The following is a 13,198-nucleotide window of genomic DNA, read 5'->3' as shown; positions in this document are numbered from 1 at the left end:
TGCAAGCAGGGGCGCAGTGCGCGTCAACGAAGGATGAACAAGAAACGCTATCGGGTTGTATTCAATCGCGCGCGCGGCGCGATGATGGTCGTTCAGGAAAACGGTACTTCGCCGCATGCAGCCGGGAATTCTCAGGGCGTGAGCACGCCATCGGGCTTGCACGGAGGGCGTATTGTTTGGCAACCGATCGCGATGGCCGCCGCGCTGCTGTTCGGTGTGCCGCTGCCGAGCATGGCGCAGATCGTACCGACGCCGGGTACGCCAACGCACGTGATCCAGACGCAGAACGGTCTGCCGCAAGTGAATATTGCCGCACCGTCTGGCGCTGGCGTGTCCGTGAATACGTACAATCAGTTCGATGTACAGAAAAACGGTGCAATTCTCAATAATTCGCCCACGTTGGTGAACACGCAGCAAGCTGGCTACATTAACGGCAACCCGAACTTCGGCCCTAACCAGTCCGCGCGAATTATCGTCAACCAAGTCAACAGCAATGCGCCTTCTCAGCTTCGTGGTTATGTTGAGGTAGGAGGAAATCGCGCCGAAGTAATACTGTCAAATAGCGCTGGTATTCTGGTTGATGGTGGTGGGTTTATCAATACATCACGCGCGACACTGACGACTGGTACGCCGTATTACGGTGCTGACGGATCACTTTCTGGATTTAATGTATCGCGCGGCCTGATTGCAGTGAGCGGAGGAGGTCTGAATACATCGAACGTCGATCAAGTCGATCTGATTGCCCGCGCCGTACAGGCGAACGCAGCCATTTATGCCAAGAATCTGAACGTAATCGCCGGGGCGAACCAGGTTAATCACGACACACTTGCGGCAACGCCGATTGCCGGTGACGGTACCGCGCCTGCCATTGCGATCGACGTAGCCCAATTAGGCGGCATGTACGCCAATCGCGTCTTTCTCGTAAGCAACGAGTTCGGGGTAGGTGTTTCGAATGCTGGAACAATTGCAGCGCAAGCAGGCGACCTGACGCTGCAATCGAACGGCCAGCTTGTACTCGCAGGCAAGACGACTGCGAGCGGGAATCTTGCCGCAACCGCGAACAGCATTCAAAACACCGGCACGACGTATACGCAACAGAGCGCAAACGTTTCAGCAGTTGGTACGTTGTCGAACAGCGGCACGCTGGCCGCGCAGCAAAATACCACGGTCACCGCAGGCAGCATCAATTCCACCGGGACGCTCGGCGCAGGTGTGAATAACGACGGTTCTGTCGGGAAAAGCGGTGACCTGAATCTTTCGAGCAGCGGCCAACTGACGGCAACCGGTCAGAACGTTGCAGGTGGTAACGCGTCGATTTCTGGTGGCGCAATCAATCTCGCAGGTAGCCAGACGGCTGCGAACGGCAATCTGTCGCTGAACGCGAACGCCGGGGACGTGAACCTTTCTAATGCGACGACGAGTGCGCAGGGCGCTCTCAATGCGAACGCAGCGGGTGCGTTGATCAACGATCACGGCACGCTGTCGAGCCAAGGCAACGCAACGTTGACCGCAGGCAGCATTTCGAATCAAGGCGGCAAGGTATCGGCGCAAGGCCCGCTGAACGTGCAGTCGAACGGCGCAATCGCGAATCAGGGTGGCACGCTGGTTTCCGAAAATGCGATGCAGGTGCGCGGCGGTGCGATCGCGAACAACCAAGGCACGATCCAGAGCGCGGCCGGAATGAATATTTCGGGAAACTCGTTGGAAAATTCGGCCGGTCGCGTTACATCGTTGAACGGTGACGGTTTGTCGATCGCGACGACCGGGCAATTGGTCAATGCCGCAGGAGCGACCGCAGCGGGTGCGCAGGGCGGTGTGATCGGTGGAAATGGCAGCGTCAATGTGCAAGCCGGAACCGTTGCTAACCACGGTGCGATTACCGCGCAGACGGACCTGCAAGTCGGTGCGCAGTCTGTCGATAACGGCAGCGGTGCGATGTCCGCCGGTCGAAATGCGACGATCAATGCCGGTGCGCAGTTGACGAATGGGTCGGGTAGCATCGCGGCCGGACAATCCGCGACGGTGAATGCCGCGTCGCTGAGAAATGATGCGGGTTCGGTGCAGGCAGCACAGTTGTCGCTCGGGGCGACGAATTTGTCGAACCACGGCGGCTCGATTACACAAACCGGGACCGGCGCAATGAATATTGCCGTCTCGAACACGCTCGATAATTCGAGCAGCGGCGTTATTCAGACCAACAGCACGGACCTGAACCTGACGCCCGCGACGCTGATCAACGACCACGGAAAAATTACTCACGCAGGCAGCGGTACGTTGTCGATCGCGACCGGTGCGATGTCGAATCAGGGCGGTACGATCGCGACAAATGGCGCGTTGAGCCTGAAGGCGGCTGCTGTTTCGAACAGCGCCGGGACGCTGGCCGCGCAGCGACAGGCGGCGCTCGACGTGCAGTCGCTCGATAACCCTGCGGGCGGCTACGTCGGTGCGGACAGCATTACGCTGAAGGCTCAAGGCGCTGTCGATAACCGTGCGGGCACGCTCGAAGCGAACAATGGCGTTTCTGTAGCGGCCGATAGTCTCGCGAATGATGGAGGCTCACTTAAAAACGTGGGCGCGAGCACGTTGTCCGTCACGACGACAAACGCGCTGACGAATACAGCGGGCGGCACCATTGGCGGCAACGGGGACGTCTCGGTGTCGGCAGGCAGCGTCGATAATTCGAATGGATCGCTGTTGGCGGCGCAATCGCTGTCCGTGCAGTCGAACGGTCAAATTGCGAATGCCGCTGGTCTTGTTCAGGCGAACGGGAATCTGTCGCTGCGCGCGCAAGGTGCCGTGATTAATAGCTCCGGCCAAATTGAAGCGAACGGCGCAACATCCACGCTCGCCGTCTCGGGTTCCAGCGTTGACAACAGCGACGGACGTATCGCGAATATCGGCAGCGGTGCAACGACGATCGATGGCGGCGCGTCGATCACGAACACCGACGCGTCAGGTAAGGCGGGTGCGGGTACGATTGGCGGAAACGGCGATGTCACGCTGACCGCGCAAACGCTCACGAATGCGCAAGGCGGTCAGACGCTTTCGGGGCATGACCTGACGCTTAAAGTAAGTAACAACGTAAACAACGCCGGTGGCGTGCTGTCGGCGGCAAATAATCTGACGTTGAACGGTGCGAATGCAGCCCTTTCGAATCAGGGCGGCTCCGTTCGTGCAAACGGCGCGCTGTCGTTGAACACCGCATCGATCGACGATACTTCGGGCAAAATTGGTAATGACGCAGGCAGCGGCGGCAGCGTATCGATTCAGACGGGCACCCTTGCGAACCAGAATGGCGCGATCGGTAGCGATCAGGACCTGACGCTGAGCACCGGCACGCTGTCCGGCGACGGTTCGATTATCGCCGGTCGCAACGGCTCGATCACGCTCGGGAGCGATTACACGCAGACGGCCACGAACAGACTGCATGCGAACGGCAACGTGAATTTCACCACGTCGGGCAAGCTGACGAACCAAGGCGTGCTGGATGCCAATGGCGCGCTCACGGTGAACGCGGCGAACGTCGACAACCAGAGCGGCGCGGATTTGAATTCCGCGACGACGACGGTCAACGCAAATGGCGGCACGATCGACAACGCAGGCCGGATCGAAGGCGATACCGTCGTGACCAACAGCGCGACGTTGAACAACACGGGCACCGTGATCGGTGCCAACGTCACTTCGAACGCCAACACGATTACGAACACCGGGGCCGCTGCTGTCTTCGCCGCAGCTAACCAATTGAACCTGTACGCAACGAGTCAGTTGTCGAATACGGGCGGCGCGAACCTGTTTAGCGTCGGCGATATCAATATCGCGGCGAACGGTCAGCGCGACGCAAACGGCTTGCTTGCGAACCGCACGCAGAGTGTACTGAACGATCAATCCACGATCGAAGCACAGGGGAATGTCGAACTTGCGGCCGGCACGTTCACCAATTCGCGCCCTGCGCCGACGGTCACGACTGTAACGACCGGGACGACCACCTCGCACCAAACCAAGCGGCAGAAATACATCGTGTGCGCGACGATGAACGCGGACCCGAACGGCGGCTGTTCGCAAGCGATGTGGGTGAACGGTTATAAAACGGCACTCACTTCAAGCTATAGCCCTGCGCAGGTTGTATCGGAAACGTCCGGACCGAACGCGACCGACAAGGTGCTGGTCGTGAACGTGAACGGCAAGCAGCAGACGATTTACTACAACACACTGACGACCAACGCAGACGGGTCGGTTACGGTCAACTATTGGGACGCATACGACCCGCACGTCAACTACGTCCCGGATACGGAATACAAGACGCGCAGCGACGGTCACAACGGCTATCAGCGTGTCGAAATCTGGCGCGATACCACGTCCACGACGCAGCAAGACACGGTAACGAGCCAGGCGCAACAAGCGCAGCTCGTCGCGGGCGGCAGTATCACGATGGCGAACGTCGGCACGATCAATAACGACTACAGCGCGATCACGGCCGGCAAGTCGATTCAAATCGGCAGCACGCAACAGAACGGCTCTGTGGGTAGCGGCAGTTATGGCGACACGATCGTGAACAACGTCGGTCGGACGCTGTATCAATATCAGACCGACAACATCGTGTCGATGTACGCATGGAACGAAGATACGACGCAGGATCGCGGCACAGTTGTCGAACCGCCGGTTGTCTACACGCCGGTCGCGATCGGTGGCACGGGCGGCACGATCATCGCGAATCAGTCGGTATCGATCACCGGCCGGAGCGTCAATAACCAGAACGTCGCCGCGCAAAATTCGGCGACGGGTGCGACGGGAGGCACGCTTGGCAACAACGCGGCCAATCAAGGTGTATCGGGCAGCAATCCGTCCAAGGTCGGCGCGGCCAGCGGATCGACCTCGGTCCCGGCCCTGCAATCGGTCGCAAGCCCGACCGGCGCTTTGTCGATCACGTTGCCGACCAGCGGCATGTACTCGATTCATTCCGCGCCAGGACAACCGTATTTGATCGTCACCGATCCGCGGTTGACGAGCTATACGAATTTCATTTCGAGCGACTACATGCTCGGCCAGTTGAACCTGAACCCGGCGAGCATCGAAAAGCGCTTGGGCGACGGGATGTATGAGCAGCAGATGGTGCGCAATCAGATTACGCAACTGACGGGGCGCACCTTCCTGCCGGGTTACGCGAGCGCGGAGGACGAGTATCGGGCGCTGATGACGAACGGCGCGAACTACGCGAAGGAATTTGGCTTGGTGCCCGGTATGGCGCTGACGGCCGCACAAATGGACGCGCTGACGAGCGATATCGTTTGGCTCGTTGATCAGACCGTGACCTTGCCTGACGGCAGCACGACGCACGTGTTGGTCCCGGTCGTCTACATGGCGCAAACGCACGCGAACGACCTGCAACCCACCGGTGCATTGATCGCAGCGGACGACGTCGAGATTCACACGACGGGCAGCACGACCAACACGGGTGTCATCAAGGGCGGCACAAAAACCGTGCTGACTGCGACGGATATTTTGAATCGTGGCGGTACGATTTCGAGCAGCGGCAAGAACGGCACGACGGTCGTTTCGGCGAGCAACGATGTGGTCAATGCGTCCGGTCAAATTACCGGCAATCGGGTGGCCGTGCTGGCGGGCCGCGATATCGTCAATACGACGCTGGTTGATTCGGTGGGCGCGACCGGTGCATCGGGCGCAAGCAAAGTCAGCACGAGCCTGCTCGGTCAACAAGGCACGATTGCATCGACGGGCGACATGATGGTAAGCGCCGGTCACGATCTGAATGTGCACGGTGCGAATATCACGGCAGGCGGCAACGCGCAGATCACGGCAGGCCACGATATCAACGTCGATACGGTTCAGGCGAACACTTCGCAATCCGTGACGAAGAATGCGAATCACCATTGGGAAGAAAACAGCACGACCAACGAGACGAGTGCAATTTCCGCGAATGGCAATCTTGGGATTCAAAGCGGCAACGATGCGACATTCAAGGGCGCAGACGTAACGGCCGGAAATGCCCTGAGCGTTATTGCTGGCGGCAATCTTGCGGCAACGACCGTGACCGACACCGCACGCTACAACAACGTCGCGACCGACGACAAGACGCGTAAGGAAGTCGATCGCACTTACGATGAGCGTGCGATCGGCACGACTTTCTCGTCCGGAGGGAATGCCACACTCGCAGCAGTGAGCACCGACGCGAACAAGGGCAATGTGACGTTGACCGGCTCGTCGTTGACGGCAGGTGTCACGAACGGAAAGGATAACGGCACGGGCGCGGCCAGCATCGCGGCGACAGGCAATGCCATCGTTAACGAAGGTCGCGAAGAGCACGATAGTTTCGTTCAGACGCAAGCCAAACGCGGCAGCTTCGTTTCCGGTTCCACCACGGACACGATGCAGAACACGCACGCGAATATCGGCGTTGGCAGTACGATTTCCGGCGACACCGTGAACATCAAATCAGGCAAGGATTTGACGGTGCAGGGAAGCAACGTCGTGGGTACGAACGACGTGAATCTGAGCGCCGCGCACAATGTGACGATTACAACGTCGCAGGACACACAAACGTCGGAAAGCTATTATTCGAAGCGCGAATATGGGTTTCTCTCTGGCCTGAATCCGCTGAACCAGCTTGACGGCGGGTTGCAGGGTTACACCATCGGCGTGCGCAAAGCGACTGACGCACAGCAAGCCACGCAGGTCACGAATAGCGGTAGCGTGATTGGCTCGCTAAATGGCAATCTGAACGTCAGCGCGGGCAACGATTTGCACGTGACGGGCAGCACGCTCCACGCCGGGAACGACATTAATCTTGGAGCCACGAAGATCACGATTGACGAGGCGCGAAATACTGCCACGCAGAACGAGCAGCAGTCGTTCAGCCAGACGGCAATTTCCGCCGGTTTGGTCGATCCGGTGATTTCCGCCGTGCAGACGGCGAACACCATTCGCAAGGATGCGGGTAAGGCAAAGGGCGATGGGCGGCTTGAAGCGTTGACCGCCGCAACCGCCGTGCTCGGAGCGAAGAATATCTACGATTCCGTCACGGGCAATTCCGCATCGCCGGGCGAAACCGGTATCACCGTTTCAATTGGCACGAGCCACAGCAACAGCAGTTCGTCGGCGTCGTCCAATACGGCAGTCGGCAGTACGGTATCCGCAGGCCACAACCTGAATATTCTTGCAACCGGTGCCGGAGCCGACAGCGATATCAACGTGGTCGGCAGCACGCTCAGCGCGGGCCATAACGCGGCGTTGAACGCGCAGGGCGACATTAACCTGCAAGCGGCGCAGAACACGGACAGTCAGCACAGCACGAGCAGCGGATCGAGCGCGAGTATCGGTGCGACGCTCGGTGTCGGTCAGCAAAATGGCCTGTCGTTCCAACTCGGTGTTTCGGGCAACAAGGGCCACGGCAACGGAAGCGATACGACGTACACCAACACGCACGTGACGGCGGGCGACAAACTGACGCTCACTTCCGGCAACGATACGAACCTTGTCGGCGCGGTTGCATCCGGCAAGCAGGTCGTCGCCGACGTGGGCGGCAACCTGAACGTTCAAAGCCTGCAAGACACGAGCAAATACGACTCGAAGCAGCAAAGCGCTGGCGTATCCGTGTCTGTGTGCGTTCCGCCTATATGCGGCGGCACGTCTACCGGTTCGGTGAGCATCAGTCAGCAGAAGATGAACAGCGACTACGCGGCGGTGGGCGAACAGTCGGGCCTCAAAGCGGGCGACGACGGCTTTCAGGTCAACGTGAAAGGAAATACTGACCTGAAGGGCGGTGTGATCGCGAGCAGCGACAAAGCCGCGCAGTCTGGCGCAAATAGCCTCACGACCGGTACGCTCACATCGAGCGATATCGACAATCATGCGACGTACAGCGCCGCGCAAGCCGGGTTCTCTGGCGGCTATGGTTCGAACGGTTGGGCCGCAAGTCCGCCGGTCGTCATGGGTGCGTCCGGCGATGCCAGTTCGACCACGCGCAGTGGTGTGAGCGGCGGCGCGTTGACGATCACCGACAGCGCGAAACAGCAGCAGTTGACCGGAAAAACGGCGGATGAAACGGTCGCAAGCACCAACCGCGACACGTCGAACACGGGCGGGGCGCTCGCGCCGATCTTCGATAAGGACAAGATTCAGGCCGGGTTCGATATCACTGGCGACTTCATCAATCAGGCGAGCACGTTCATTTCGAACCGTGCGGCGGAAGCTGACCGTGCTCGTGCAGCGCTCGATGCCGAACGAGCGAAGCCTGTCGATCAGCAGGACACAGCGAAGATCGCGCAGTTGACGCAGATCATTCAGGACAATGCGACTTGGGCAGAGGGCGGCACCGGGCGTCGAGTATTGACGGCTATCACTGCTGCAGCTGGCGGTAACGTGGCTGGTGCTGCTGGTTCCATGATGCAGAGTGCTGCAGCCTACTACTTGCAGAGTCTCGCGACCGAGCAAGTAAAGGGCATCGCCGATCTGCTCGATAGCGAGAAAGCGCGTACGGCGCTTCAAAGCCTCGTTGGTTGCGCGGGCGCTGCTGCTGCAGGTGGTAATTGTGGAGCGGGCGCAGCCGGTGCGGCAGCAAGCGTGGTGCTGAATGACCTGATTGATAGCCTGAGTGGCACACAGGCATCGACGTTGACGGATCAAGACAAGCTCGACCGCGAACGACTCGTGCAATCCATTGTGGCCGGTACGACTTCCGCGTTGGGCGGTGACGCGTCAACAGCGTCGATTGCTGCTTTGATCGAATCGGAGAATAATGCGGCGAATTTCGTGAAGGGCACAACGCCGCGCGTTCAGGCGGCAGCGACGAGCGTTGCCGATGCGTTGAGAAAGCCGAAGGGTGCGCTGACGCGAGCTGATATTGACGCGCAGCTCGCAGTGCTGAACCAGTTGGAAGGACAGGGCAATCTGTCGAATCAGGAGGCGATGAACCTCGGTTCCCTGTGGATGGCCGTCGTGGAACGCGCGTCAGCCGAGAACCTGATGACGCCGCAGGAAGTTGTCGGCAGCAAGCAGGCGATGCAAGTTGCCTTGGCGTCGATGATGTTCAGCGGTGGCGGCGATGCGCCGATGGGACTCGGTAAGGGCACGTCGGGTCCGCAATTGCCGAGCACGACGGGAAATCGGACTGGATATCTTACATCTGGCGGGACGGCTGATTACAATTCGGCAATAGGTCTTCGCGGTCAGTTGAATCAAGCGAATCTAGCTGCTATAGCAGCGCAAGACGCTCGATTGGCGAAGGCGATCATGGGCGATGGCACCGGCAATCCGAATTTTTCGATTGGTACTGGTACCTATGCAGACGCCGCACGTCTCGGCGAAATTTGGGTCGGCGATGGGGCACGTCCTATGAGCGGCGTTCCGGGAGGGCTTGTAAGTGCTGACGGTACCCGCACGTATCGGCCACCGACGCCGAAAGATAGTCCCTTTGCGATCACTGGGACGCAGGCGAACTTCCAACAACTCAAAAATGGGCAGATGGTCAGCAACGGCCATTTGAATGTACATCAATGAAAGCAAAAGTGAAGTCCGTGGACCTTGGTGGCACGGTTGACGTTTTCGAATATGTGCCGGAGGATCGGCATTGCTTCGGTCTATGGATGACCTTTGTTATTGGCAGAATCGATAGTGATGGTGGCGATTGTTTCCGCATCATGATTTGTACGCCGGAATGGCTAAAGAAAAATCTTGCCTATATGTCATGGGGCCGCCACATGCTGATAGTCAATGATGGCTACGACCCGCAAAGCATCGTTGACCACGTTAGTGAATTTGTTGCCTCGTTAGACGAGAAGGATTGGTCTGATTTGGCAGCAAAGATTTCTCGAGTGATGCAGTGGGAGTTCGAAGACTATAGACAGTGACTGGCATTGCGTCTTGTGCAGATCGGTACATGATCATTCTGATCGGGAAACCGTTTCAGCTAAGCTTCGGTATGATCGAGGCGGATGAGTACGTTCCATCTATGCGGATGCAAGTGTTGGTTCACGCGCAGCAATTTGGACAGACGACTGATTGTCAAAGTAGTGTATGGTTTGCCTGCTCTACGTTGGGTGAATTCGTTACCGGTCTCAACGATCTTGGTTCGGATCATGTTGCGAGGGGGCAAAAAGTGAAAAAAGAAATTTTCGTGGAAAAATGTATGTTTGGAGAAATGTTGGAAAAGCTATGCAGTATCGCGGCTCATTAAATATAAATTGAAAGAAATGCAAGAGACCAAAAAATTTCCGCTCGTCGTTGATCTCGATGGCACGTTGACGGTTTCGGATACGCTGATGGAATCTGTGATACGTGTCGTCAAGCATAAGCCTGCAAACCTACTGCGCCTGCCTTTCTGGCTCGCGAGCGGTCGCGCTGTGTTCAAGGCCAAGATTGCGGAGCACGCCGATTTTCGAGCGGAAATGCTCCCGTATCGCGAATCGCTTATCGACTACCTCGTCCACGAACGCGAGTGTGGTCGCAAGATCGTCCTCGCAACTGCCGCGCATCGTTCGATTGCTGAGCGAGTGAATTCGCATCTTGGCCTGTTCGATCTTGTCATCGCCACCTGCGACGAGACGAACCTCAAGGGAGAGGCCAAGCTGGCAGCCATTCGACAACAGATCGGCGGCGACTTTGTCTACGCGGGCGACAGCAAAGCCGATTTACCGGTTTGGGCGGGTGCGAACGGGGCAGTTCTAGCTGGCGTTTCTCACGATGTCGCTGCAAACGTCCGGAGCAGTATTCCTGTGGAACAGGAGTTTTCGAATGCTCGCGCCAACTTGGTGACATGGTGCAAAGCGCTACGTGTCCACCAATGGTTGAAAAACCTGTTGCTATTCGTCCCATTGCTGACGGCCTTCGCATTCTTCGATATCGAAAAGGTCGTTATGCTTGCGCTTGCGTTTTTGTCAATGTCGCTTGGCGCATCTGCTACCTATATTGGCAACGATCTTTGGGACTTGGACAACGATCGCAGACATCCGCGCAAGCGTAATCGCCCCTTTGCGAGCGGAGCATTGTCGATTACGGAAGGCGTTGGCTGCGCGGCGCTGCTGCTGACATTGGCGTTTGCGCTGGCGTTTGCGGTGTCCGTTGAGTTCGCTGGAATGTTCGTGCTCTATCTCGTGCTCACGACATCGTACAGTTGGCGCTTGAAGTCGGTCGTGTTGCTCGACGTGGTCGTATTGTCATTGCTGTACACATATCGAATCATCGCGGGCGCTGTTGCGGCGGGAATCCCGGTGAGTCACTGGCTCCTCGCATTCTCCGTCTTGGCTTTTCTCAGTCTTGCGCTTGTGAAACGTTGCTCCGAGTTGGTGTTTTTGCGTCAGAGCGACAAGAGCATGGTCGCCGGTCGGGATTATCGCGTGAGTGATCTTGAAGTACTCTGGCCGTTTGGTATCGGAGCTTCACTCGCTGCGGTGGTCGTATTTGGCCTGTTCATTAATGCCCCGGAAACAGCGGCCCGTTACGCAATTCCTCACTTGCTCTGGTTGGTTCAGATCGGCTTGATCTACCTGTTCGGCCGCCTATGGATTGCAACCGTGCGCGGCGCGATGCACGATGATCCGATCGTTCATATTCTCGAAAACCGCGGTAGCTTTGGCATGCTCTGCATAATGGTAGCGATTGTGCTGGCCGCTCACTTCTTGCCCGCTCTGTGAGCGGCACATTACCTATGACGGAAAAGAACCGAAACCGCGTGCGTGCGTTTTGCCGCTTCGCCATCGTCTACGTACTGCTATTCGTGTGCGCGGGAAACATCACGAACAGCATGTTGCTGAAGTGGGGGTTCCGCGACGATCAGAAGGGCAACTTTGCAACAAGCTACAGCCTCGTCGGCATGATGAACGGCGATGCGCCGAAGCCATATGTGTTCCGCTCGTCGTTTCCACGAGCCGCGAAATGGATTGTCGAACATCTTGGGCAAGAAAAACAGGACAAGCTGTTCAAATCAATCAAGCGACATGATTCGCTGCGTAACGCCTACTTCACGAGTGTGCCCGATGAATACTGGACACCGACCGTGGCGCTCGTCTATCACCTCACGTACATTGCGATCGTGCTGTCGAGCCTGTTTGCCCTGTTGCTGGTCTACAAGCTAGCCCGATTGCATGGACTGAGCTTCGGACATTCCGTCGGCTTTCTGGCCGCGTTCAGTTTCGTCTATCCACTCACGTTTCAGCAGGGAGGTTACTACTATGACTTCTTCGAACTGCTTGGTGTGCTCGGTGCGTGCTACTTCCTGCTGAAGAAACGAATGGCGGCATGCACGTTGATGATTTCCATCTTCTCCCTGAACAAAGAAACGTTCTTTCTTGTTCCGCTCGCGCTATTTTCCCTGCACGAGCGCGACGTTCCGGTATTGAAACGAGTCGGTTGGTTGGTGCTGCAGCTTGTGATCTGCGCGGGCACGCGCCATTTCATCATGAGTGGCTATGAGGCAAATGCGGGCGGCTTCGTCGAATTTCACGTGTGGGACAACCTGAAATTCTGGCTCAATCCGATGTCCTACCTGTCGTTCTACAACCTGATCGGAAAAGGCATCTTTACACCGAGTCTCGAAAATCCGTTGATGCTCGTGCCGCTTGCGTTGTTCTTCGGCTCGGCGTGGCGCGCAACGCCACGTCGATACCGTATCTACTTTTTTGCGGCATTCCTGCCGGTGCTGGTGCTGTTCTTCTTCTTCGGCTACCGCGATGAGGCGCGAAACTTTTCGGTCGTATTTCCCGCCATCGTACTGATTGCTCTACATGGCGCGAACCGGTTCAACGCGATTTTCGGTGAGGATGCGAGCGCGTCCGATGACGCCCGCATAAACGCCAGTCCGCGGTCCGATCTAGCGGTAGTAGCGGAGGCTGCACGGTGAACTGGCTGATCGTTGTCGCAAGTGGTCTTTTCGGTGGTCTCGCGAGCATATTGCTCCGAGTTGCTGCCCTCAAGGGACTCACACTTGGTGAGTCGAGCATATTGCCGTGGATCGCCCGTGGGGCAGCTGTCGGTGCCTACGGCGTCGGGTTTCTCCTTTACGCCATCGCGCTGCGCAAAACAACGCTTGGCGTCGCGTATCCGACGATGGTGGCGATTTCTATGCTCGTGGTGTTGTCGTTCACGGCGCTACACGAATCCCTGTTGCGGCCGATGCAAGTCGTCGGTGCTGTCGTCATCTTGATCGGGGTTTGGATGGTCACGCGATACGCGTAATCGAGAGAAGCAA

The 13,198-nt window shown here is 57.7% G+C and carries 6 protein-coding genes; all 6 read left to right on the top strand.

Annotated features, from left to right (window positions below):
• The first annotated feature begins 33 nt into the window (after positions 1-33).
• The 6 genes from C3Y15_RS01375 to C3Y15_RS01350 are packed head-to-tail and all read left to right on the top strand — an operon-like array spanning position 34 to position 13,185.
• Positions 34-9,513, top strand: a complete 9,480-nt coding sequence (locus C3Y15_RS01375; RefSeq protein WP_124260196.1) for a hemagglutinin repeat-containing protein — start codon at positions 34-36, stop codon at positions 9,511-9,513.
• Positions 9,510-9,863 carry an Imm8 family immunity protein gene (locus C3Y15_RS01370; RefSeq protein ID WP_059461770.1) on the top strand — a complete coding sequence of 118 codons (354 nt, stop codon included), beginning with the start codon at positions 9,510-9,512 and terminating at the stop codon, positions 9,861-9,863. The genes C3Y15_RS01375 and C3Y15_RS01370 overlap by 4 nt, the downstream gene beginning before the upstream one ends.
• 29 nt (positions 9,864-9,892) lie before the next feature.
• A complete protein-coding gene (locus tag C3Y15_RS01365; RefSeq protein ID WP_124260197.1) occupies positions 9,893-10,189 on the top strand; it encodes a hypothetical protein in 297 nt (98 codons plus the stop codon).
• A 16-nt stretch (positions 10,190-10,205) separates the two neighbouring features.
• Positions 10,206-11,645: a UbiA family prenyltransferase gene (locus tag C3Y15_RS01360; RefSeq protein ID WP_059461769.1), complete on the top strand. Its 1,440-nt coding sequence runs from the start codon at positions 10,206-10,208 to the stop codon at positions 11,643-11,645.
• A 14-nt stretch (positions 11,646-11,659) separates the two neighbouring features.
• Complete coding sequence (locus tag C3Y15_RS01355; RefSeq protein WP_124260198.1) at positions 11,660-12,850, top strand: hypothetical protein; 1,191 nt, start codon at positions 11,660-11,662, stop codon at positions 12,848-12,850.
• On the top strand, positions 12,847-13,185 hold the full coding sequence (locus C3Y15_RS01350) for a small multidrug resistance protein (RefSeq protein WP_059461767.1): 339 nt from the start codon (positions 12,847-12,849) through the stop codon (positions 13,183-13,185). The genes C3Y15_RS01355 and C3Y15_RS01350 overlap by 4 nt, the downstream gene beginning before the upstream one ends.
• The last annotated feature ends 13 nt before the right edge of the window (positions 13,186-13,198 follow it).

The organism is Burkholderia sp. B10, from assembly GCF_004368385.1.
GTDB classification, from domain to species: domain Bacteria; phylum Pseudomonadota; class Gammaproteobacteria; order Burkholderiales; family Burkholderiaceae; genus Burkholderia; species Burkholderia vietnamiensis.
This window is presented reverse-complemented; position numbering and strand designations above follow the sequence as displayed.